The sequence below is a fragment of the Streptomyces sp. NPDC016845 genome (assembly GCF_044332585.1).
In the GTDB taxonomy this organism is placed as follows: domain Bacteria; phylum Actinomycetota; class Actinomycetes; order Streptomycetales; family Streptomycetaceae; genus Streptomyces.
Map to the genome: position 1 here is coordinate 299,295 of NZ_JBIRPI010000001.1, position 22,689 is coordinate 321,983.

Sequence of the window (22,689 nt, forward strand, 5' to 3'; positions counted from 1 at the left end):
AGAACGCATGACACCGTTGCCATCTCGTTAAGGATTTACTCCTTGACGCTGGGGTTGCGGCCGAGTTGACTTCCAGCCACCTCGGCCGCAACGTCGCGGCCTCGTCAGGGAGGTTTCTGAAGTGAACACGCGTATGCGTCGTGCCGCCGTTGCGTTCTGTGCCACCGCCATGGCCGTCTCGCTCGCCGCCTGTGGCTCCGCCAAGGAGTCCAAGGGCGACGACAGCGGCGACAAGGCCTCGACCGGCAAGAAGGGCGACGACATCACCGTCGGCCTGCTGCTGCCGGAGAACCAGACCGCGCGCTACGAGAAGTTCGACAAGCCGATCATTGAGAAGCAGATATCCACGCTGACCAATGGCAAGGGCAAGCTCGAGTACCTCAACGCCAAGCAGGACGCGACCCTCCAGTCGCAGCAGATCGACACGATGATCACCAAGAAGGTCGACGTGCTGATCCTGGACGCGGTCGACTACAAGGCCGTCGCCAACGGCGTCAAGAAGGCCAAGGACGCGGGCATCCCCGTCGTCGCGTACGACCGCCTGGCCGAGGGCCCGATCTCCGCCTACACCTCGTTCGACAACGTCGAGGTCGGCAAGACGCAGGGCGAGGCGCTCCTGAAGGCCATGGGCTCCAAGGCCACCAAGAGCAGCAAGATCGTCATGATGAACGGCGCGGTCACCGACCCGAACGCCGCCCAGTTCAAGGAAGGCGCCCACTCCGTCCTCGACGGCAAGGTGACGATCGCCAAGGAGTACGACACCAAGGAGTGGAAGCCGGAGAACGCCAACGCCAACATGGAGGGCGCCATCTCCGCGGTCGGCAAGGACAAGATCGCCGGCGTCTACTCCGCCAACGACGGCATGGCGGGCGGCTCCATCACCGCCCTGAAGGCCGCGGGCCTGTCCAAGCTCCCGCCGGTCACCGGCCAGGACGCCGAGCTCGCCGGTGTGCAGCGCATCATCACCGGTGACCAGTACATGAGCGTCTTCAAGTCGTACCCGCAGGAGGCCGAGACCGTCGCCAAGATGGCCGTCTCGATCGCCAAGGACGGCAAGCTGGACAGCTCCATCGCCACCGGCACCGTCGACAGCGGCACCGAGAAGGGTGTCCCCGCGGTCATCGTCCCGGTCGTCTCCCTGACGCAGGACAACATCAAGGACACGGTCGTCAAGGAGGGTTACTACACCCTCGACGAGATCTGCACCGCCAAGTACAAGGCCGCTTGCGACAAGATCGGTCTGAAGTAACCACCCCCGAAGTAACCCCTTTGTCCCGCACGGGACCCGCGCGCCCCTTCCGGTAGCGCTCCCGCGCGTGCACGTCCGGCGCCCCGCCGCAAACAGCCCCGCAAGCTAGACGGCGGGGCGCCGGACGGAACACCCCCCTCAGTCTTCACTTCTGTTCAACCTCCCGCCGGGTCAGGCCTTTGGCGGCGAAGGAGATGGTTCACGTGTCCGCTACGCCCGTGCTGGCGTTGCGCGGGGTCTCCAAGCGATTCGGTGCCGTCCAGGCGCTCACCGATGTAGAGCTTGAGGTCCACGCCGGTGAGGTGGTCGCCCTGGTCGGCGACAACGGTGCCGGAAAGTCCACCCTGGTCAAGACGATCGCCGGGGTGCACCCCATCGACGAGGGTGTCATCGAGTGGGACGGCAAGGCCGTCGCGGTCAACCGCCCCCACGACGCCCAGAACCTGGGCATCGCGACCGTCTACCAGGACCTCGCGCTGTGCGACAACATCGATGTCGTCGGCAACCTGTTCCTGGGCCGCGAGATCAAGCGCCGAGGCGTCCTCGACGAGATCGAGATGGAGCGCCGCTCGCGCGAGCTCCTGAACACCCTCTCGATCCGCATCCCGAGCGTGCGCATCCCGATCGCCTCCCTCTCCGGCGGTCAGCGCCAGGTGGTGGCCATCGCCCGCTCCATGCTCGGCGAGCCCAAGCTGGTCATCCTCGACGAGCCGACGGCCGCCCTGGGCGTCGAGCAGACCGCCCAGGTCCTCGACCTCGTCGAGCGCCTGCGCGAGCGCGGCCACGCGGTCATCCTCATCAGCCACAACATGGCCGATGTGAAGGCCGTCGCCGACAAGGTCGCCGTCCTGCGGCTCGGCCGCAACAACGGTGTGTTCGAGGTCAAGTCGACCTCGCAGGAAGAGATCATCTCCGCCATCACCGGCGCCACGGACAACGCCGTGACCCGTCGTGCGGCGCGCAGCAACGCGGAGGCTCAGAAGTGAGCATCGACAAGACCAAAGCCCCCGTGGACGCCGCCCCCGCGGCGGCGGGCGCCACCGTGACCGCCGTCGACCCGCGCCTCCTCGTGCGCGAGCAGGGCTTCGCGGGCTACCTGGGCGAGTTCAAGCGCAAGTTGCGCGGCGGCGACCTCGGCGCGATCCCGGTCGTCATCGGCCTGATCGCCATCTGCGTCATCTTCCAGAGCCTGAACTCGGCCTTCCTGGGCGCGCAGAACCTCAACAACATCTTCGTCGCCATGGTCGCCACGGGCATGATGTCCGTCGGCATCATCTTCGTGCTGCTGCTCGGCGAGATCGACCTCTCGGTCGGCTCCGTCTCCGGTGTCTCCTCGGCGATCATGGCCGTGATGAGCATCACCCACGGGGTCAACGAGTGGCTGGCCGTGCTCACCGCCCTCGCGGCCGGTGCCGTCATCGGCGCCATCCACGGCTTCTTCTTCGCCCGAATAGGCGCCCCCGCCTTCGCCGTGACCCTGGCGGGCCTGCTGTTCTGGAACGGCTTCATGCTCCAGATCCTGGGCTCCAACGGCACGATCAACATCGACAGCGAAGGCGTCGTCGGCAACCTCACGAACTACTACTTCTCCGACGTCGCCGCCGCCTACGGCCTGGCCGTCGTCGCGGTCGTCGCCTACTTCGTGCCGACCTTCCTGGGCAACCGGCGCCGTGAGGCCGCGGGCATCCCCTCCCGGCCGCTCAGCGACATCATCCTGCGCACGGTGCTGCTCGCGATCGCCGCGTTCGGTGTCGCGATCATCTTCAACCAGTACAAGGGCCTGCCGCTCGCGGTGCTGCTCTTCGCGATCGTCCTGGTCGGCTCCGACTTCGTGCTGCGCCGCACCTCCTACGGGCGCAAGGTCTTCGCGCTCGGCGGCAGCGTCGAGGCGTCGCGCCGCGCCGGTATCAACGTCACCGCGGTGCGGGTCTCCGTCTTCGCCATCGCGGGCCTGTTCGCCTCGGTCGGCGGTCTCTTCTGGGCCTCCAAGATCGCGGCGGCCAACCAGAGCGCCGGCGCCGGCGACCTCCTGATGAACGTCATCGCCGCGGCCGTCATCGGCGGCACCAGCCTCTTCGGCGGCCGGGGCCGCACGTGGAACGCGCTGCTCGGTGTGCTGGTGATCACCTCGATCCAGTACGGCCTGGCGCTCCAGGGCATCGCCACCCCGATCCAGTACATGATCACCGGTGGTGTGCTCCTCGCCACGGTCGTCATCGACTCGATCAGCCGCAAGACCCAGAAGTCGTCCGGCCGCGCCTGACCGCTTCCGACCCGGTTCACCCGGGTTCACCTGGACTGACTGCGCCCGGCGTCAAGGACGACGCCGGGCGCAGTCATGTGCGCGGAGAGCGCCGGTCGGCCGAACGTGTGGCGGCGAACGCCCGTCCCGCCCGCCGAGACCGGGAGCGGAACATTAGACTCGACAAGCCCGGCAAACTCGAACGGCTCAACCAGCTACTCACAGCTCTATCGCAAGGAGGCACGGGTGCCGCTGCTGACCCGCATCACGGGACCGCGCGATCTGGACCGGCTCAGCCTGGAGCAGCTGGACCAGCTGGCAGGAGAGATCCGGACCTTCCTCGTCGACGCGGTTTCCAAGACCGGCGGCCACCTCGGCCCCAACCTCGGCGTCGTCGAGCTGACCATCGCCCTGCACCGGGTATTCGAGTCCCCGAGGGACAAGGTCCTGTGGGACACGGGCCACCAGTCCTACGTGCACAAGCTGCTCACCGGACGCCAGGACTTCTCCAAGCTGAAGATGAAGGGCGGCCTCTCCGGCTACCCCTCGCAGGCCGAGTCCGAGCACGACGTCATCGAGAACAGCCACGCCTCCACCGTCCTCGGCTGGGCCGACGGCTTCGCCAAGGCCAACGAGGTCCGGGGCACGGACGACCACGTCGTCGCGGTCATCGGTGACGGCGCGCTCACCGGCGGCATGGCCTGGGAGGCGCTGAACAACATCGCCGCCGCCAAGGACCGCCCGCTCGTCATCGTGGTCAACGACAACGAGCGCAGTTACGCGCCCACCATCGGCGGCCTCGCCAACCACCTGGCCACCCTGCGCACCACCGACGGCTACGAGCGCTTCCTCGCCCGCGGCAAGGACCTCCTGGAGCGCACCCCGGTCGTCGGCCGCCCGCTCTACGAGACCCTGCACGGCGCCAAGAAGGGCCTCAAGGACTTCATCGCCCCGCAGGGCATGTTCGAGGACCTCGGCCTGAAGTACGTGGGACCGATCGACGGCCACGACATCGAGGCCCTGGAGTCGGCGCTGACCCGCGCCAAGCGCTTCGGCGGGCCCGTCATCGTGCACTGCCTCACCGAGAAGGGCCGCGGCTACACGCCCGCCCTCCAGGACGAGGCGGACCGCTTCCACGGCATCGGCCCCATCCACCCCGACACCGGCCTGCCGGTCAAGGCGTCCGGCGCCGACTGGACCTCCGTCTTCGGCGACGAGATGGTCAGGCTCGGCGAGGAGCGCGAGGACATCGTCGCGATCACCGCGGCCATGCTCCAGCCGGTCGGCCTGAAGAAGTTCGCGGACAAGTTCCCCGACCGCGTCTACGACGTCGGCATCGCCGAGCAGCACGGCGCGACCAGCGCGGCGGGCCTCGCCGCCGGTGGCCTGCACCCCGTCTTCGCCGTCTACGCGACCTTCCTCAACCGCGCCTTCGACCAGCTCCTGATGGACGTGGCCCTGCACAAGTGCGGCGTCACCTTCGTCCTGGACCGGGCCGGTGTCACCGGCACCGACGGCGCCTCGCACAACGGCATGTGGGACATGTCGATCCTCCAGGTCGTCCCGGACCTCAGGATCGCCGCCCCGCGCGACGCCGACCAGGTCCGCGCCCAGCTCCGCGAGGCCGTCCAGGTCGACGACGCGCCGACCGTCGTGCGCTACTCCAAGGGCGCGGTCGGCCCCGCCGTCGAGGCCGTCGGCACGGTCGGCTCCATGGACGTCCTGCGCGAGCCCGGCAGCGACCGGCCCGACGTGCTGCTCGTCTCCGTCGGCGCGCTGGCCCCCATGTGCCTGGAGATCGCCGCCCTCCTCGACAAGCAGGGCATCACCACGACCGTCGTCGACCCGCGCTGGGTCAAGCCCGTCGACGAGGCGATGGCCCCGCTCGCCGAGCGCCACCGCGTCGTCGTCACCGTCGAGGACAACTCCCGCGTCGGCGGTGTCGGCTCCACGATCGCGCAGGCGCTGCGGGACGCGGGGGTCGATGTGCCGCTGCGTGACTTCGGCATCCCGCCGCGCTTCCTCGACCACGCCTCCCGCAAGGAGGTCATGGCGGAGATCGGGCTCACCGCGCCGGACATCGCCCGGCAGGTCACGGGTCTTGTGGCGAAGCTGGACGGCCGCAACGAGCGTAATCGCTCCGCGCAGGAGGAGATGGAGCCGGCCAGGGACTGAGCCCCGTCAGGGGCGCGGGGAACTGCGCGACCAGTCACGACGGCGGGTCAGCCGCGAACATTGGGCCGGATCACCCAAAGGGTGGTCCGGCCCCGCGCTCTTTCGCGTGAACGCGCAGGACTGATCAGCCGGTCGGCGGTTACTTGTCCGGATCATGTCGGGGACGACAGACGACGGAGGTAGGCCGGTGTCAACCCAGCCAGAGGCGCCACGCGCACGCAGCGGGCTGTTCAGAACGAAGTCCATCGAACAGTCCATCCAGGACACCGAGGAGCCCGAGCACAAGCTCAACAAATCGCTGTCCGCCCTCGACCTCACGGTCTTCGGTGTCGGCGTCGTCATCGGCGCGGGCATCTTCGTCACCACCGGCACCGTCGCCAAGGACTACGCGGGCCCCGCCGTCGCCCTCGCCTTCGTCGTCGCGGGCATCGTCTGCGCGCTCGCCGCGCTCTGCTACGCCGAGTTCGCCTCCACCGTCCCGGTGGCCGGATCCGCGTACACCTTCGCCTACGCCTCGCTCGGCGAGTTCGTCGCCTGGATCATCGGCTGGGACCTCGTCCTGGAGCTGGCGCTCGGCGCCGCCACCGTCGCCGTCGGCTGGGCGGGCTACGTCCAGTCGCTCCTGGACAGCTGGGGCATCCCACTGCCCGCCGTGCTCGTCGGCCCGCAGGACGGGAAGTTCGGCTTCAACATCGCCGCCGCGCTGCTCATCCTGGTGATGACCGGCGTCCTGGTCGTGGGCGTCAAGCTCTCCGCGCACGTCACGTCGGTGGTCGTCGCCATCAAGGTGCTCGTCGTCCTGATCATCATCGCGGTCGGCAGCTTCCACATCGTCGGCTCCAACTACCAGCCGTTCATCCCGCCGAAGCAGGAGGTCTCCGGCGGCTCCGGGCTCAGCGCGACGCTCCTCGAATCGATCTTCGGCTACACCCCGTCGGCCTTCGGCGTCATGGGCATCTTCACCGCCGCCGCCATCGTCTTCTTCGCGTACATCGGCTTCGACGTCGTCGCCACCGCCGCCGAGGAGACCATCGACCCCGCCAAGGACGTGCCGCGCGGCATCATCGGCTCGCTCGCCATCTGCACCGCCCTGTACGTGGCCGTCTCCATCGTCGTCACCGGCATGCAGAAGTACAGCACCCTCAGCGCGGACGCCCCGCTCGCCGACGCGTTCAAGGCCATCGACCAGCCCTTCTGGGCCGGGCTCATCAACTTCGGCGCCATCATCGGCCTCGTCACCGTCGTCATGATCCTGCTGCTCGGCCAGGGCCGCGTCTTCTTCGCCATGAGCCGCGACGGGCTCCTGCCGAAGGTCTTCAGCGACGTCCACCCGAAGTTCCGTACGCCCTACCGCTCGACGGTCATCCTCGGCGTCGCCTCCGCGCTGCTCGCCGGGTTCGTCTCCCTCGAAGAGCTGTCGAAGCTGGTCAACATCGGCACCCTGTTCGCCTTCGTCGTGGTCGCCCTCGGCGTGATCATCCTGCGCCGCACCCGCCCCGACCTGCACCGCAACTTCCGCGCGCCCTGGGTGCCCGCCCTGCCCGTCGCCTCGGTCGCCGCGTCCGTGTGGCTGATGCTGAACCTCTCCGTGGAGACCTGGCTGCGCTTCCTCGCCTGGATGGTGCTCGGCCTGGTCATCTACTTCGTGTACGGCCGCACGCACAGCAGGCTGGGCGCCGGCACCTCGAAGTGACCTTCGGCCGCCCGTCCACCGTGCTCACCGAGGCGCGGGTCCCGCCACCGTACGTGGCCGGGGCCCGCGCCTGCGGCTACTGGCGGCGGCTCGCCCCGCTGCTCGCCCTCCTCGCCGTCGCCACCCGCCTCCCGTCCTTCGCGCACCCGCTGTGGAACCCCGACGAGGGCTACCTCGCCGTCCAGGCGCGCCTCCTCGCCCACGGCGGCACGCTCTACGAGACCGTCGTCGACCGCAAACCCCCGCTCGTGCCGTGGCTGTACGAGGCCGTGTTCGCGGTCACCGGCTCCGGCTCGCTCACCTGGGTGCGGATCTGCGCGATCGCGGCCCACCTCGCCACCGCCCTGCTGCTCGCGTCGTTCGCACGCCGCCGCTGGGGCGGTGGAGCCGGGCGCACGGCGGGCGTGCTGTACCTGCTGGTCTCCATCGGGCTCAACCCGGAGGACGCGCAGGCGGCGACGTTCGAGGTGTTCATGCTGCCGTGCACAGCGGCGGCGGTGTGGTGCGCGGACCGGCGCCGATGGGCCCTGGCCGGTACCGCCGTGGCCTGCGCCTTCCTGACGAAGCAGACCGGTGGAGCGGTGCTCGTGCCGGTCGCCTGGGCGCTGTGGAGGTGCGGGGCGCCGCGCGCGGGCGTGGTGCGCTGCGCGGCGGGCGCGGCGCTGCCGGTCCTCACGGCCGCGCTGGTGACGGACCCGGCGGGGTTCCTGTTCTGGACGGTGACGGGCTCGGGCTCGTACGCGACGTTCACGGGCTCCGGACTGCACGCCCTCGGCCGGGGCCTGGCGAACGCCGCGATCCTGGGGGTGGCGTGCGCGGGGTTCCTGCCCGCGCTCGTCCGGCGTTCCCGGGCCGGCCCCCCGGAGCTGTGGCTCTGGCTGGCCTCGTCCGCCGGGGCGGTCCTCTGCGGCTTCCACTTCTTCGGCCATTACTACCTGCAGCTCACACCGCCCCTGGCCCTGCTGGGAACGGCGGCCCTGCGCACCCTGCCCCGCGAACGCCGCGCCACGGCGCTGCTCGTGTCCGCCTGCTGCTGCGTCCTGTTCCTGACGTGGGGCGCCCTGGCCCCCCGCCCCGAACTCGCGCACGCGCGGCAAGTGGCGCAGGCGGTACGCACGCACACGGCGCCCGAGGACCCGGTGCTCATCTGGGGCATACACCCCGAGACGTACTGGCTGGCCGACCGCACCCCCGCGACCCGCTACCCGACGGCGGGCCTCCTGACGAACTACAGCGGGGGCAGGGACGGGGCGAGCGTGGGCGAGAAGTACGCCGTGGAGGGCGCCTGGGCGGCCTTCGGCCGGGAGTTCACCGCCCGGCCGCCCCGCCTGGTCGTCGACGACTCCCGAGGCGCCCCGTACGCCCCTGAGCGCGTCCGCCCGCTGCGCCGCCTCCTGGCCCCGTACGAGAGGGCGGGAGAGGTGGACGGGGCGGTGGTGTACCTGCGGCGGGGCTGAGGCTACGGGTACACCGTCCGGGGCCCCGCGCAGCGCGCCCCGGCTGCCTCGGCCCTGCGGCGCAGCTCCCTGTCGGCCGTGACGACCACGCAGGGGCCCGTCGCGGCGGAGGCCACCGCCACGATGTGGTCGTCGCCCTCTCCCGGGGCCTCCTCGATCCGGACGCCGGGGACCGGGCCGACGCCGCGGGCCCGGCCCTCGACGACCAGGACGATCTCCTCGTCCGGGTGTTCACTCGCGTAGAGCGCGAGGCGGTCGCGGAGGCGCACGGCGGCGGCGTGGCGGTCGCGCCACCAGCCGTCGGGGACGGAGCCGACGACGTTCGCGCCGTCCACCACCACAAGAGTCGTCATGCGGGAACCGTACGTGCCAGGGGCGGCGGCGAGGGCACTCGCCTGCGCCACTTAAAGTGGAACGGTGAACGGTGACTGGCTGATACGCGGACGCGACGGCAGGCTCTGCGCCTACGCGTTCACCCCCGACGGCGACGCGGTCCTCCGCCGCACCGAACGCGCCCCTGGCGGCGCCTGGAGCGAGCCGCGCACGGTCGGCGGCGACCAGCGGCTGCACCCGGTCCTCGCCCTGGCCCAGGCGCGGGCGGGCTACGTCCACCTGGTGTCGTGGCGCCCCACAGTCCCGGGCGAGTCGGGCCTCGTCCACTCCACGCACTTCCAGCCGCACCTCGCCGCGCTCGACTGGCAGTCCATCGGCCACCCGAACCGGGCCGGGGACCGCACGGGCCCGCCCGCCGTGGCCGTCGACGCGCAGGGCCGCGCCCACGTCTTCGTCCGCAACCGGGGCGGCGGCGTGAGCATGCGCGCCCAGCAGGAGAAGGGCGGCTGGGGCCCCTGGCGCGACCTCAAGGGCAAGGACGTACGCGGTGAACTCGCCGCCGTGACGGGGGAGTCGGGCCTGATCACCCTGTACGCGGCCACCGGCGAATCCCTGCTGCGCTGGCGCCAGGAGAAGCCCGGCGCCGTCCCCGTCCCGGACGAGAAGCCGTGCCCGGCGACCGCCCGCCCCGACACCCTGTGCGCCGTGGCCACCTCGCCCGAGCAGACCACCCTGTTCTTCACGGACGAGGACGGCGGCCTGTGCGCGTGGCGCGGCGACGACGCCCCCGTACGCCTCGTGGACGCGGCGGGCCCCGGCACCGTCACGGCGATCCGCTGCTCCCTGGACGGCGTCGACTGCACCCTGCTCGCCCAGCGCGCGGACAGCGGCCGCGTCGCCTTCGCCGCGTACCCCACGGAGACGGAGCCGGCGGGCGCCTGGTGGTCGGAGTCGGGCCCCGCCCTGCCCCCGGACGCCCGGATCGCCCTGGCGAAGGACGCGACGGACCGCGTGGTCGCCGCGACCTACGTCCCCGGCAACCCGCCCCGGATGCACCTGACCCGCCGCAAGGACGAGCCGGGCCTGGCGCTCGAGGCATGGCGCGGGGTGGACTGAACGCCGCAAGGGGCGCGGGGGGCCGCGCGACCAGCCGTCAGCCGGTCCGCAGCCGCCCCACGCCCCTCAGCCGTCCGGGACGGGACGCGGTCCGTTACGCGGGCACGCTCGCGACCCCGGCCGCCAGGAACCGCTTGCCGTTGACCCGCTCCGAGACACCCTCCCGGTCCAGGTACGGAGTGATTCCGCCCAGGTGGAAGGGCCAGCCCGCGCCGGTGATCAGGCACAGGTCGATGTCCTGCGCCTCGGCGACGACGCCCTCGTCGAGCATGAGCCCGATCTCCTGGGCGACGGCGTCCAGGACGCGGTCACGGACCTGCTCCTCGGTCAGGACGACATCGCCCTGCTCGAGGAGCGCGGCGACCTCGGGGTCGAGCTCCGGCTTGAAGTCATTCTCGGCGGAGTACACGTAGAAGCCGCGCTTGCCCGCCTTCACGACGGCCGCGAGGTTCGGCGAGACGGTGAAGCGCTCCGGGAAGGCGCGGTTCAGGGTCTCGGAGACGTGCAGACCGATTGCCGGGCCGACCAGCTCCAGGAGGACCAGCGGCGACATCGGCAGGCCGAGCGGCTCGACGGCCTTCTCGGCGACCTCGACGGGGGTGCCCTCGTCGATGACGTTCTGGATCTCGCCCATGAAGCGGGTGAGGATGCGGTTCACGACGAACGCCGGGGCGTCCTTGACGAGGACCGCGGTCTTCTTCAGCTTCTTGGCGACGCCGAACGCCGTGGCGAGCGCCGCGTCGTCCGTCTGCTCGCCGCGCACGATCTCCAGGAGCGGGAGGATCGCGACCGGGTTGAAGAAGTGGAAGCCGACGACCCGCTCGGGGTGCTTGAGCTTCGACGCCATCTCGGAGACCGAGAGGGACGAGGTGTTGGTCGCGAGGATCGCGTGCGCCGGGGCGACCGCCTCGACCTCCGCGAACACCTGCTGCTTGACGCCGATCTCCTCGAAGACGGCCTCGATGATGAAGTCGGCGTCGGCGAAGCCCTCGGCCTTGTCGAGGACGCCGGAGACGAGGCCCTTCAGGCGGTTGGCCTTGTCCTGGTTGACGCGGCCCTTGCCGAGCAGCTTGTCGATCTCGGCGTGGACGTAGCCCACACCCTTGTCGACGCGCTCCTGGTCGATGTCGGTCAGGACGACCGGCACCTCCAGGCGGCGCAGGAAGAGGAGCGCGAGCTGCGAGGCCATGAGGCCCGCGCCCACGACGCCGACCTTGGTCACCGGGCGCGCGAGGCTCTTGTCCGGGGCACCGGCAGGGCGCTTGGCGCGCTTCTGCACGAGGTTGAACGAGTAGATGCCGGCGCGGAGTTCGCCGCCCATGATGAGGTCGGCGAGGGCCTTGTCCTCGGCGTCGAACCCGGCCTGGAGGTCCCCGCTCTTCGCGGCGGCGATGATCTCAAGGGCGCGGTACGCGGCCGGGGCCGCCCCGTGCACCTTGGAGTCGGCGATGGACCGGCCGCGCGCGACGGCCTGGTCCCACGCCTCGCCACGGTCGATGCCGGGCCGCTCGACCTTGACGTCGCCCTTCAGCACCTGGGCGGTCCAGAGCAGCGACTGCTCCAGGAAGTCCGCGCCCTCGAACAGCGCGTCGGCGATGCCGAGTTCGTAGACCTGCGCGCCCTTGAGCTGCTTGTTCTGGTTGAGCGAGTTCTCGATGATCACCGAGACCGCGCGGTCCGCGCCGATCAGGTTCGGCAGCAGGGCGCAGCCGCCCCAGCCGGGGACCAGGCCGAGGAAGACCTCGGGGAGGGAGAAGGCGGGGAGCGCCTTCGACACCGTGCGGTACTTGCAGTGCAGGCCGACCTCGACGCCGCCGCCCATCGCGGCGCCGTTGTAGTACGCGAACGTCGGCACGGCGAGGCCCGAGAGGCGCTTGAAGACCTCGTGGCCGCCCTTGCCGATGGCGAGCGCGTCGTCGTGGTTCTTCAGCAGCTCGACGCCCTTGAGGTCGGCGCCGACGGCGAAGATGAACGGCTTGCCGGTGATGCCGACGCCGACGATGTCGCCCGCCGCGGCCTCCGCCTCGACCTGGTCGATCGCGGTGTTCAGGTTCGCGAGCGAGCCCGGACCGAAGGTGGTCGGCTTGGTGTGGTCGAAACCGTTGTCGAGCGTGATCAGGGCGAAGCGTCCGGCCCCGTACGGCAGGTCGAGGTGGCGTACGTGCGCCGAGGTGACGACCTCGCCGGGGAACAGCTCGGCCGCGCCCTTCAGGAGCTCAGCGGTGGTGGTGCTCACTTGTCGCCTCCGGCGTCCTTGTGGTGCGGGTTCTCCCAGATCACCGTGGCGCCCATGCCGAAGCCGACGCACATGGTGGTGAGGCCGTAGCGGACCTCCGGCTGCTCCTCGAACTGGCGGGCGAGCTGCGTCATCAGACGCACGCCGGAGGAGGCCAGCGGGTGGCCGTAGGCGATGGCGCCGCCGTACTGGTTGACGCGCGCGTCGTCGTCGGCGATGCCGTAGTGGTCCAGGAACGCGAGGACCTGGACGGCGAACGCCTCGTTGATCTCGAAGAGGTTGATGTCCTCGATGGACAGGCCCGCCTTGGCGAGGGCCTTCTCCGTGGCCGGGATCGGGCCGTAGCCCATGACCTCGGGCTCCACGCCCGCGAAGGCGTAGGAGACGAGGCGCATCTTGACCGGGAGGTTGTTCTCCCGGGCGAACTCCTCGGAGGCGATGATCGAGGCGGTGGCGCCGTCGTTCAGGCCCGCGGCGTTGCCGGCGGTGACGCGGCCGTGCGTACGGAACGGCGTCTTGAGGCCCGCGAGGTTCTCCAGGGTCGTGCCCGGACGCATCGGCTCGTCGGCCGTCACGAGGCCCCAGCCGACCTCGCCGACCTCGGCGTTGGTGTTGCGCACGGAGACCGGGACGAGGTCCTGCTGGATCTTGCCGTTCGCGTACGCCTTCGCCGCCTTCTCCTGGGAGGCGACGGCGTACTTGTCGGCGCGCTCCTTGGTGATCTGCGGGTAGCGGTCGTGCAGGTTCTCCGCGGTCATGCCCATGAACAGGGCGGACTCGTCGACCAGCTTCTCGGAGACGAACCGCGGGTTCGGGTCGACGCCCTCGCCCATCGGGTGGCGGCCCATGTGCTCGACGCCACCGGCGATGACGGCGTCGTACGCGCCGAACGCGACGGAACCGGCGGCGGTCGTCACGGCCGTCAGCGCGCCGGCGCACATCCGGTCGATGGAGTAGCCGGGGACCGACTGCGGCAGACCGGCGAGGATGCCCGCCGTGCGGCCGAGGGTCAGGCCCTGGTCGCCGATCTGGGTGGTCGCGGCGATGGCGACCTCGTCGATCTTGGCGGGGTCGAGGTTCGGGTTGCGCCGCAGCAGCTCCCGGATGGCCTTGACGACGAGGTCGTCGGCGCGGGTCTCGTGGTAGATGCCCTTCGGGCCCGCCTTGCCGAACGGGGTGCGGACGCCGTCGACGAAGACGACGTCCCTGACGGTACGAGGCACGATGGCTCTCCTCCAGGATGCGGGACGGCACTGCCACGGCGCGCGCCTGAGCGCGCGCTCACATCCTCATGCTACTTGCGGGTAACCATGCTGCCCAGCCCCCTCGCCCCAAGCGGCGAACGTCACACTGTCGCTGCCGCTCGGGGCGAGGGATACGTCGGCCGGGGGCGCGCTTCGGGTTGCCCCGGGAGGTCGGAGGGCGGCCGCGGGCCGTCGTGGCTGGTCGCGCAGTTCCCCGCGCCCCTGCGATGCGCACTTCGTGCGCCATCGCGGGCCAGCGGCGCGCGGCGCGCCGACGGCCTGCGCGCATGCGCCGCGCAAAACCCGGCGCGGGTCCTGTGCGGCTCCGCCGCGTCGCACCCGCCTCGCTTCGGCGCCGGATGCGTTGGCACCGCCCGCTGGAGGCGCGGCGAAGCCGCGTGCCTCCAGGGGCGCGGGGAACGGCGCGACCAGCCACGACGGCGCCGCGGACGGCCGGTGGTCAGCCACGATGGCGCCGCGGACGGCCGGTGGTCAGCCGCGATGGTGCTTGGGACCGCCGGTGGCCGGGCACGATGCGTGCGACGGCGCCGCGGACGGCCCGAGGCCCATTCCGGCTGCGCGGCGGGCGGGCGGGCGGTCCGTGCTTACGGGCGGGACGTCAACGCGGTGACCAGGGCCGGAGTCACCTGTTCGACCTGCCAGCGGCGCGCCCCGTGCGCGGTGAGCGCCTGCGCCACCGAGTCCGTGGTGACCGACTGCGGCGGCTCCCAGCAGACCCGGCGCACCGTGTCCGGCGTGATCAGGTTCTCCTGCGGCATGTTCAACGTCTCGGCCAGCGCGGACACCGCCGCCCGCGCCGCGGAGAGACGGGCCGCTGCGGCCGGGTCCTTGTCCGCCCATGCGCGGGGCGGCGGCGGCCCGGCCATCTGCTGCCCCGGCTGCGGCAGTTCGGAGTCGGGCAGCGCCTTGGCCCGGTCCACGGCCGCCTGCCACTGCTCCAGCTGACGGCGGCCCATGCGGTGCCCGAAGCCGGGCAGGGTCGCGAGGGCGTGCACATTGGCGGGCACCGCGAGGGCCGCCTCGACGATCGCGGTGTCCCCGAGCACCTTGCCCGGCGACACGTCACGGCGCTGCGCGACGCGGTCCCGCGCGGTCCACAGCTCGCGCACGACGGCCATCTGCCGGCGCCGCCGCACCTTGTGCATACCGGACGTGCGCCGCCAGGGGTCCACGCGGGGCGGCGCGGGCGGCGCCGCCGCGATCGCCTCGAACTCCTGGTGGGCCCAGTCGAGCTTGCCCTGCCGGTCGAGCTCCTTCTCCAGGGCGTCGCGCAGGTCGACGAGGAGCTCCACGTCGAGCGCGGCGTAGCGCAGCCAGGGCTCGGGGAGCGGACGCGTCGACCAGTCGACCGCCGAGTGCCCCTTCTCCAGTACGTAGCCCAGGACGTTCTCCACCATCGCGCCGAGGCCGACCCGGGGGAAGCCCGCGAGGCGCCCCGCCAGCTCGGTGTCGAACAGCTCGGTGGGCACCAGGCCTATTTCGCGCAGGCACGGCAGGTCCTGCGTCGCGGCGTGCAGCACCCACTCGGCGTCCGCGATCGCCGCGCCGAAACCGGAGAGGTCGGGGCAGGCGACCGGGTCGATCAGCGCGCTGCCCGCGCCCTCGCGGCGCAGCTGCACGAGGTAGGCGCGCTGCCCGTAGCGGTAACCGGAAGCGCGCTCGGCGTCGACGGCGACGGGTCCGGTGCCCGCGGCGAAGGCCGCGACCACCTCGGCGAGCGCGGCCTCGTCGGCGATCACCGGCGGAATGCCCTCGCGTGGTTCGAGCAGGGGGATCGGCGCCGTCTCGACGTCGTCCGGAGGGGCGCCTCCGGTGGTGCGCAGTGAACTGTCTGCTGCGGTCTCTTGGGCGTCGGTCACCTGTCAAGGGTATCTGTGAACGGACGGCGCCCGTCGACGGAACGTTCCGTCGACGGGCGCCGAAGAGATGCGAACCGGAAAGATCCGGCCAGAGGTGATCGAAGGGGGCCGTGCCCGGGTTCAGTGGATGATGCCGGTGCGCAGGGCGACCGCCACCATTCCGGCCCGGTCGCCCGTGCCGAGCTTGCGGGCGATACGGGCGAGGTGGCTCTTGACAGTCAGCGCGGACAGGCCCATCGAGACGCCGATGGCCTTGTTGGACTGTCCCTCGGCGACGAGGCGGAGCACCTCCACCTCGCGTCCGGACAGTTCGCGGTAGCCGCCCGGGTGGCTCGGGGCGCCCGGGGGGCGGCGGTGCATACGGGCGGCCGCCGCGCCGATCGGGGCGGCGCCGGGGCGGGAGGGGAGTCCTACGTTGGTACGGGTGCCGGTGACGACGTAGCCCTTCACGCCGCCCGCGAGGGCGTTGCGCACGGCACCGATGTCGTCGGCGGCGGAGAGGGCGAGGCCGTTGGGCCAGCCCGCGGCTCGGGTTTCGGAGAGGAGCGTCAGGCCGGATCCGTCGGGGAGGTGGACGTCGGCGACGCAGATGTCACGGGGGTTGCCGATGCGGGGACGAGCCTCCGCGACGGACGAGGCCTCGATCACGTCGCGCACACCGAGCGCCCACAGATGGCGGGTGACGGTGGAACGCACGCGGGGGTCGGCCACGACCACCATGGCGGTCGGCTTGTTCGGGCGGTAGGCGACCAGGCTTGAGGGCTGCTCGAGGAGAACGGACACCAGGCCTCCTGGGGGGTGCGGAACGGTGCCGGCTCGGGGATGAAGCCGGGACGAACCGTGCTTTCAAGGTCACAGAGGTCTTCGGCACCAAACCCGTCCGCCTTTAGAGAAAGATCACGATTTGGTGAGTAACAATTCACGCAATTCAGACACAGTATCGATCATCCGAAGATCGAACCGAATCGAAGCGGAGCCCTGCGGTACCGGCTCGTCCCTCGAACGAGGGACGGCCGCGCCGGGCTCTCGCCGACGCGGCCGAAAATCATCCCTGAAAAGGGGTCAGGTGGGGCGGGGCCCCCGGCGCTGGGGCAGTGTGACCACGGCGCCGTCCGCACCGCCCGGCCCGGCCGGACCGGGCTCGTCCGCGGCCACCGGGGGCAGCCCCGCGACCTGGCAGAGCAGCTCGCACCACGCGGCGAGATGCGCGGCCGTGTCCGGCACCCCGCCCGGCCCCTCGCGCGGCGTCCAGGACGCCCGGATCTCGATCTGCGAGGCGGCGGGGCGGTCGCCGATCCCGCCGAAGTAGTGCGAACTCGCGCGCGTGACCGTGCCCGACGGCTCCCCGTACGCGAGGCCGCGCGCCGCCAGGGCGCCCGTCAGCCACGACCAGCAGACGTCGGGCAGCAGCGGATCGGCGGCCATCTCGGCCTCCAGCTCCGCCCGTACCAGGGTCACCAGACGGAACGTGCCGTGCCACGCCTCGTGCCCGGACGGGTCGTGCAGCAGGACGAGGCGCCCGTCCGCCAGCACGTCGTCGTCCGGGTCGACGTCCTCGGCCGGGTCGACGACCGTCGCCTCCAGGGCGTAGGAGAAGGGGGCCAGGCGCTGCGGTGGGCGCGTGGGGTCGATCTCGATCTCCGGGCGCAGCCGCGCGGAGCGCAAGGCGTCGACCGCCGTCCGGAAGGGCAGGGGGGTCGACGGAGCCGTACCGTCCTCATGTGCAGCGTTCATGTCCCGAGCGTTCTGCCCCTCCCGCACCGATTCACTCATCCCGTCCGTGTCGCCCTGGGTCGCCGTATGTCTTCCCGGCCGCCGGCCGTCGTCCCCGGTCCGCAGCCATGCGGGGAAGGTTAAGGGGAACAGGGCCCGCACGCGGGCAGGGACACCCGCCCGCGACGCCGGAACCGTGGCACTTCCCGGTCATGCGAGACTTTCCGGTGTGAGTGCCAACACCGAGGCCACGGGCCAGCAGCCGTCAGCGACGCACGACGCCGTCAAGGATTCCGCCTTCCTCAAGGCGTGCAGGCGCGAGCCCGTGCCGCACACGCCGGTGTGGTTCATGCGGCAGGCGGGGCGCTCACTGCCCGAGTACCTGAAGGTCCGCGAGGGCATCCCGATGCTGGAGTCGTGCATGCGGCCCGAGCTGGTCGCCGAGATCACGATGCAGCCGGTGCGCCGCCACAAGGTCGACGCGGCGATCTACTTCAGCGACATCGTCGTCCCGCTCAAGGCCATCGGCATCGACCTCGACATCAAGCCGGGCGTCGGCCCGGTCGTCGCGAACCCGATCCGCGACCGCGCCGACCTGGCGCAGCTCCGCGAGCTCACCCCGGACGACGTCTGGTACGTCACCGAGGCCATGGGCCTGCTCACCGCCGAGCTCGGCGCGACGCCGCTCATCGGCTTCGCGGGCGCGCCCTTCACCCTCGCCAGCTACCTCATCGAGGGCGGCCCGTCCCGCAACCACGAGCGGACCAAGGCCCTCATGTACGGGGACCCGCAGCTCTGGGCCGACCTCCTCGACCGGCTCGCCGGCATCACCGCCGCCTTCCTGAAGGTCCAGATCGAGGCGGGGGCGAGCGCCGTCCAGCTCTTCGACTCCTGGGTCGGCGCCCTGTCGCCCGCCGACTACCGGCGCTCCGTCATGCCCGCCTCGCAGAAGGTCTTCCGGGCCGTCGAGGCGTACGGCGTGCCCCGTGTCCACTTCGGTGTCGGCACCGGCGAACTCCTCGGCCTCATGGGCGAGGCGGGCGCGGACGTCGTCGGCGTCGACTGGCGCGTCCCCCTCGACGAGGCGGCCCGCCGCGTCGGCCCCGGCAAGGCGCTCCAGGGCAACATCGACCCGGCGGTCCTCTTCTCCACCCCGGAGGCCGTCGAGACGAAGGCCCGCGAGGTCCTGGACGCGGCGTCGTCCCTGGAGGGCCACGTCTTCAACCTCGGCCACGGTGTGCTCCCGACGACGAACCCGGACGCGCTGACCCGCCTCGTGGAGTACGTGCACACGCAGACGGCCCGCTAGCCACCGCTACGGGCGGTCAGTCCGCCGCCCGCACCGCCGCCACCGCCTTGCGGGCCGCCACCAGGACCGGGTCCCACACCGGGGAGAACGGCGGTGCGTAGCCCAGGTCCAGAGCGGTCATCCGGTCCACCGTCATGCCTGCCGTCAACGCGACCGCCGCCACGTCGACGCGTTTCGCGGCGCCCTCACGGCCGACGATCTGGACGCCGAGGAGCCGGCCGGTGCGGCGCTCGGCCAGCATCTTCACGGTCATCAGGGCCGCGTCGGGGTAGTAGCCGGCGCGGCTCGTCGACTCGATCGTCACCGTCACGAAGCGGAGCCCGGCGCGGTGGGCGTCCTTCTCGCGCAGGCCCGTGCGGGCGATCTCCAGGTCGCAGACCTTGCTGACCGCCGTGCCGACGACGCCCGGGAACGTGGCGTAGCCGCCGCCGACGTTGGACCCGATGACCTGGCCGTGCTTGTTCGCGTGCGTGCCGAGGGCGATGTGCCGGTCGCGGCCCGCGACCAGGTCGAGGACCTCCACGCAGTCGCCGCCCGCCCAGATGTCCTCGTAGCCCCGCACACGCATGGAGAGGTCCGTGAGCAGGCCGCCGGACGCGCCGAGGGGCAGCCCCGCGGCGCGGGCCAGGGCGGTCTCCGGGCGTACTCCTATGCCGAGCACCACCACGTCCGCGGGGTACTCGGCGTCCTTCGTGACCACCGCCCGCGCCCGCCCGCCGTCGTCGGTGCGGATCTCCGTCACCTCGGCGCCGTCGACGAGCGTGATGCCCATGCCCGTCATCGCCTCGTGGACCAGGCGGCCCATGTCCGGGTCCAGGGTCGACATGGGTTCGGCGCCCCGGTTGACGACGGTCACCTCGTAGCCGCGGTGCAGCAGCGCCTCGGCCATCTCCACGCCGATGTAACCGGCGCCGACCACGACGGCCTTGCGGCCCCCGGCCGTCCGCAGGGTGTCGAGCAGCGCCTGCCCGTCGCCGAGCGTCTGCACGCCGTGCACCCCGGGCGCGTCCATGCCGGGCAGGTCGGGGCGGAGCGGACGCGCCCCGGTCGCGATGACGAGCTTGTCGTAGGACACCCAGGTTTCCGTCCCGCGATCGCGCGCGCGAGCGCGTACCCGCCGCCCCGCGACATCGATCTCCACGACCTCGGTCCGCGTCCGCAGGTCGATGTCGCGCGCCCGGTGCTCCTCGGGCGAGCGCGCGATCAGCTCGTCCCGGCTCTCCACCAGGCCGCCCACCCAGTACGGGATGCCGCACGCCGAGAACGAGGTGAAGTCCCCGCGCTCGAAGGCCACGATCTCCAGCTCGTCGGGGCCGCGCAGCCGCCGCGCCTGCGACGCGGCGGACATGCCCGCCGCGTCGCCACCGATGACCACAAGCCGTTCCCGCGCGGGGGTGTCGATACTCATGCGCCCACGCTACGTCGGCTGCCCGGGACCGTCCTGCGTCCCGTGGACCGGAGCGAGCACCTCGCGCCGCGGCCTGCGCGGGCGCAGCACCCGCAGCCACACCCACAGGAGCACCGCCGCGACCGCCGCGAACGGCAGCACGGCCGCGACCGCGATCACCACCCACCGCAGGGCGGTCACGAAGGCGCTCCAGCCGCCCGCCAGCGCGTCGAGGAACCCGGGGCCGTCGTCGTCGCCGACGGCCTTCGCGGGCGTCTCGGACAGCGTCATGGTGATCGTCGCGAGCGTCGTCCGGTCCTTGAGGGACGCCTGTTGCGCGAGCAGCGCCTCCAGCTCCGACTGGCGGTTGCTCAGCTCGCCCTCCAGCGTCACCACGTCGCTCAACCTGGCCGCCCGGTCCATGAGTTCGCGCACGCGCGCGACGCTCGCCCGCTGGGTCGCGATGCGGCTGTTCACGTCGACGACCTGATCGGTGACGTCCTTCGCGCTCTCGGCGCGCCGCAACAGGCGCCCCGAACCCGACAGTTCGTCGAGGACGTCCTCGTACGCGTCCTGCGGCACCCGCAGGGTGAGACGTGAGCGCTCGTGGCCGTGGCTGTCGCGGTCGGTCGTCTCGTTGCCGACCATGCCGCCCGCGTCCTCGGCGGCGGTGCGCGCCTTGCCGACCGCGTCCGGCACGTCCTTGACGCGTACGGAGAGGCTCGCCGTGCGGACGACGTGGACGCCGGTGAGCTTCGGTGGCTGCTTCTTGGCGCTCGACGAGGTGCCTGATCCGGCGCCCGACTTGCCGCTGCCGCGTCCGTTGTCGGCGGCCCCGCCCGCGTCCTGCTGCGACCCGGCGCCGTAATCGCTCTTCGAGTCGCCGTCGTCCCCGCTCGAGGTGCAGCCCGCGAGCGCGAGCACCGCGGTGAGCAGCAGCGCGGCGAGCGCCCGCGTACGGGACGGATGAGAGAGGTGCATGGTCGTAACCCCCGGGGGACGTCCTGGTCTTCTGACGCCCCTACGACGCCGGAGTGCTCCTTGTCGGTGGTTGCCGGGTGGTTCCGAACGGGTCACGGTCGGGACTCGGCGGGACACGCGTCCGGCTCTGAGAGAGTGGGGGCATGCGCGAAACGGACACAGGTACGGGAACAGCAGGGGGCCGGAAAGTCCTCGTCATCGGCGGCGGCATCGCGGGTCTGGCGGCCGCGCACCGGTTGCTCGACACCGGCGGCGACAGCGGCGGCGACAGCGGCTCCGGCTCCGGCGAACGGGTCGAGGTGACCGTCCTAGAGGCGTCCGGGCGGCTCGGCGGCAAGCTCCTCGCCGGCGAGATCGCGGGCGCGCGCGTCGACCTCGGCGCCGAGTCGATGCTGGCGCGCCGCCCGGAGGCGGTCGGTCTGGCCCGCGCGGTCGGCCTCGCGGACCGCATCCAGCCGCCGTCCACCGCGACCGCCTCGATCTGGACCCGCGACGCACTGCGCCCCATGCCCAAGGGCCACGTCATGGGCGTCCCCGGCACGGCCGACGCCCTCGCCGGCGTCCTCTCCGACGAGGGCCTGGCCCGCATCGGCAAGGACGCGGAGCTGCCGCCCACGGAGATCGGCGACGACGTCGCGGTGGGCGAGTACGTCGCGGCCCGCCTCGGCCGCGAGGTCGTCGACCGGCTCGTCGAACCGCTCCTCGGCGGCGTCTACGCGGGCGACGCCTACCGCATCTCGATGCGCAGCGCCGTGCCCCAGCTGTTCGAGGAGGCCCGCCGCCACCCGACCCTGACGGCGGCCGTCCGGGCGATCCAGGAGCGCGCCGCCCGGAACCAGCAGACGGGGCCCGTCTTCGCGGGCATCGAGGGCGGCATCGGCACCCTGCCCGGCGCGGTCGCCGACGCGGTGCGCGCCAAGGGCGGCACGATCCTGACGGGGGAGCGGGCCAGCACCCTGCGGGCGAACGGGACGCCGTCCCCCGCCGAGCCGCTGTGGCGCGTGGTCACCGAGAACGGCCGCACCTTCACCGCCGACCAGGTCGTCGTCGCGCTCCCCGCCCCGGCCGCCGCCAGCCTCCTGCGCACCGCGTCGCCGCTCGCCTCCCAGGAGCTGCGCGGCATCGACTACGCCTCCATGGCGCTGATCACCATGGCGTTCCGCAGGAGCGAGACCAGCCTCCCCGAGGGCAGCGGCTTCCTCGTCCCGCCCGTCGACGGACACACCATCAAGGCGGCCACGTTCGCCTCGCACAAGTGGGGCTGGATCGGCGAACAGAACCCGGACCTCTTCGTCGTCCGCACCTCGGTCGGCCGCTACGGCGACGAGAAGGACCTGACCCGCGACGACGCCGACCTCGTCGAGGTGGCCCGCCGCGACCTGGGCGCGGCCACCGGCCTCGCGGCCGCCCCGGTCGCCGCCCACGTCACCCGCTGGCAGGACGGCCTGCCGCAGTACCCGGTGGGCCACACCGCGCGCGTGGCCCGCATCCGCGAGCACGTCGCACAGCTGCCGGGGCTGACCGTGTGCGGAGCCGCGTACGACGGCGTCGGCATCCCCGCGTGCGTCGCGAGCGCGAACGCCGCCGCCGACGAGCTGCGCGGCGACTCACGCGCGCGCGTGGCGCCGAAGGCCAACCCGGTGCAGAGCCTGCACGGCGGAGCGGGAGAATGAG

The 22,689-nt window shown here is 72.0% G+C and carries 17 protein-coding genes; 9 read left to right on the forward strand and 8 right to left on the reverse strand.

From position 1 onward, the window contains the following. Positions 1 to 121: 121 nt before the first annotated feature. The 6 genes from ACH4RC_RS01285 to ACH4RC_RS01310 all read left to right on the forward strand — a co-directional run bounded on the left by ACH4RC_RS01285 (position 122) and on the right by ACH4RC_RS01310 (position 8,816). Positions 122 to 1,249, forward strand: coding sequence for a sugar ABC transporter substrate-binding protein (locus ACH4RC_RS01285; protein ID WP_398193557.1), 1,128 nt, complete (start codon positions 122 to 124; stop codon positions 1,247 to 1,249). 194 nt (positions 1,250 to 1,443) lie between these two features. Continuing rightward, a complete protein-coding gene (locus ACH4RC_RS01290) occupies positions 1,444 to 2,235 on the forward strand; it encodes an ATP-binding cassette domain-containing protein (RefSeq protein WP_398193559.1) in 792 nt (263 codons plus the stop codon). Continuing rightward, a complete protein-coding gene (locus ACH4RC_RS01295) occupies positions 2,232 to 3,512 on the forward strand; it encodes a sugar ABC transporter permease (protein ID WP_398193562.1) in 1,281 nt (426 codons plus the stop codon). The genes ACH4RC_RS01290 and ACH4RC_RS01295 overlap by 4 nt, the downstream gene beginning before the upstream one ends. Positions 3,513 to 3,737: 225 nt before the next feature. After that, positions 3,738 to 5,666 (forward strand): 1-deoxy-D-xylulose-5-phosphate synthase, encoded by a 1,929-nt coding sequence (gene dxs, locus ACH4RC_RS01300; protein WP_398193564.1) that lies wholly within the window; start codon positions 3,738 to 3,740, stop codon positions 5,664 to 5,666. Between the two features lie 154 nt (positions 5,667 to 5,820). Beyond that, the gene (locus ACH4RC_RS01305; protein ID WP_398193567.1) at positions 5,821 to 7,359 is read left to right on the forward strand and encodes an amino acid permease; all 1,539 of its coding nucleotides are present in this window, start codon (positions 5,821 to 5,823) and stop codon (positions 7,357 to 7,359) included. A 20-nt stretch (positions 7,360 to 7,379) separates the two neighbouring features. Then, complete coding sequence (locus ACH4RC_RS01310; RefSeq protein WP_398195627.1) at positions 7,380 to 8,816, forward strand: ArnT family glycosyltransferase; 1,437 nt, start codon at positions 7,380 to 7,382, stop codon at positions 8,814 to 8,816. A gap of 2 nt (positions 8,817 to 8,818) precedes the next feature. Here the strand turns inward: ACH4RC_RS01310 and ACH4RC_RS01315 are convergent, their stop codons facing one another. Further along, positions 8,819 to 9,169, reverse strand: a complete 351-nt coding sequence (locus ACH4RC_RS01315) for an NTP pyrophosphohydrolase (protein WP_398193570.1) — start codon at positions 9,167 to 9,169, stop codon at positions 8,819 to 8,821. A 64-nt stretch (positions 9,170 to 9,233) separates the two neighbouring features. Between ACH4RC_RS01315 and ACH4RC_RS01320 the strand changes: the two genes are divergently transcribed. After that, positions 9,234 to 10,265 carry a hypothetical protein gene (locus tag ACH4RC_RS01320; RefSeq protein ID WP_398193572.1) on the forward strand — a complete coding sequence of 344 codons (1,032 nt, stop codon included), beginning with the start codon at positions 9,234 to 9,236 and terminating at the stop codon, positions 10,263 to 10,265. 94 nt (positions 10,266 to 10,359) lie between these two features. Here ACH4RC_RS01320 and ACH4RC_RS01325 read toward each other — a convergent pair whose 3' ends face one another. From ACH4RC_RS01325 to ACH4RC_RS01345, 5 genes are all read right to left on the reverse strand, one after another. Beyond that, positions 10,360 to 12,501 carry a 3-hydroxyacyl-CoA dehydrogenase NAD-binding domain-containing protein gene (locus tag ACH4RC_RS01325; RefSeq protein WP_398193575.1) on the reverse strand — a complete coding sequence of 714 codons (2,142 nt, stop codon included), beginning with the start codon at positions 12,499 to 12,501 and terminating at the stop codon, positions 10,360 to 10,362. Continuing rightward, complete coding sequence (locus tag ACH4RC_RS01330; RefSeq protein ID WP_398193577.1) at positions 12,498 to 13,724, reverse strand: thiolase family protein; 1,227 nt, start codon at positions 13,722 to 13,724, stop codon at positions 12,498 to 12,500. The genes ACH4RC_RS01325 and ACH4RC_RS01330 overlap by 4 nt, the downstream gene beginning before the upstream one ends. A 626-nt stretch (positions 13,725 to 14,350) precedes the next feature. Further along, positions 14,351 to 15,625 carry an HRDC domain-containing protein gene (locus ACH4RC_RS01335; protein ID WP_398193580.1) on the reverse strand — a complete coding sequence of 425 codons (1,275 nt, stop codon included), beginning with the start codon at positions 15,623 to 15,625 and terminating at the stop codon, positions 14,351 to 14,353. Positions 15,626 to 15,745: 120 nt separating this feature from the next. Beyond that, positions 15,746 to 16,408 carry a response regulator transcription factor gene (locus tag ACH4RC_RS01340; protein WP_361071171.1) on the reverse strand — a complete coding sequence of 221 codons (663 nt, stop codon included), beginning with the start codon at positions 16,406 to 16,408 and terminating at the stop codon, positions 15,746 to 15,748. A gap of 279 nt (positions 16,409 to 16,687) precedes the next feature. After that, a complete protein-coding gene (locus ACH4RC_RS01345) occupies positions 16,688 to 17,359 on the reverse strand; it encodes a DUF3000 domain-containing protein (RefSeq protein WP_398193581.1) in 672 nt (223 codons plus the stop codon). 208 nt (positions 17,360 to 17,567) lie between these two features. Here ACH4RC_RS01345 and hemE point away from each other — a divergent pair, with 208 nt between their 5' ends. Next, positions 17,568 to 18,647: a uroporphyrinogen decarboxylase gene (hemE, locus tag ACH4RC_RS01350; RefSeq protein WP_398193583.1), complete on the forward strand. Its 1,080-nt coding sequence runs from the start codon at positions 17,568 to 17,570 to the stop codon at positions 18,645 to 18,647. Between the two features lie 16 nt (positions 18,648 to 18,663). Here hemE and ACH4RC_RS01355 read toward each other — a convergent pair whose 3' ends face one another. Beyond that, complete coding sequence (locus tag ACH4RC_RS01355) at positions 18,664 to 20,055, reverse strand: FAD-dependent oxidoreductase (RefSeq protein ID WP_398193584.1); 1,392 nt, start codon at positions 20,053 to 20,055, stop codon at positions 18,664 to 18,666. Between the two features lie 9 nt (positions 20,056 to 20,064). Continuing rightward, positions 20,065 to 21,015 (reverse strand): DUF4349 domain-containing protein, encoded by a 951-nt coding sequence (locus tag ACH4RC_RS01360; RefSeq protein ID WP_398193587.1) that lies wholly within the window; start codon positions 21,013 to 21,015, stop codon positions 20,065 to 20,067. A 143-nt stretch (positions 21,016 to 21,158) separates the two neighbouring features. Between ACH4RC_RS01360 and hemG the strand changes: the two genes are divergently transcribed. After that, positions 21,159 to 22,688 (forward strand): protoporphyrinogen oxidase, encoded by a 1,530-nt coding sequence (gene hemG / locus ACH4RC_RS01365; RefSeq protein ID WP_398193590.1) that lies wholly within the window; start codon positions 21,159 to 21,161, stop codon positions 22,686 to 22,688. Position 22,689: the final 1 nt, after the last annotated feature.

What these genes read in the sequence shown, in the direction of transcription:
- ACH4RC_RS01290 (WP_398193559.1), top strand. Translation starts at nt 1,444, where the DNA reads ATGGTTCACGTGTCCGCTACGCCCGTGCTGGCGTTGCGCGGGGTCTCC.
- ACH4RC_RS01305 (WP_398193567.1), top strand. Translation starts at nt 5,821, where the DNA reads ATGTCGGGGACGACAGACGACGGAGGTAGGCCGGTGTCAACCCAGCCA.
- ACH4RC_RS01315 (WP_398193570.1), bottom strand. Translation starts at nt 9,169, where the DNA reads ATGACGACTCTTGTGGTGGTGGACGGCGCGAACGTCGTCGGCTCCGTC.
- ACH4RC_RS01345 (WP_398193581.1), bottom strand. Translation starts at nt 17,359, where the DNA reads ATGAACGCTGCACATGAGGACGGTACGGCTCCGTCGACCCCCCTGCCC.
- ACH4RC_RS01355 (WP_398193584.1), bottom strand. Translation starts at nt 20,055, where the DNA reads ATGAGTATCGACACCCCCGCGCGGGAACGGCTTGTGGTCATCGGTGGC.
- ACH4RC_RS01360 (WP_398193587.1), bottom strand. Translation starts at nt 21,015, where the DNA reads ATGCACCTCTCTCATCCGTCCCGTACGCGGGCGCTCGCCGCGCTGCTG.
- hemG (WP_398193590.1), top strand. Translation starts at nt 21,159, where the DNA reads ATGCGCGAAACGGACACAGGTACGGGAACAGCAGGGGGCCGGAAAGTC.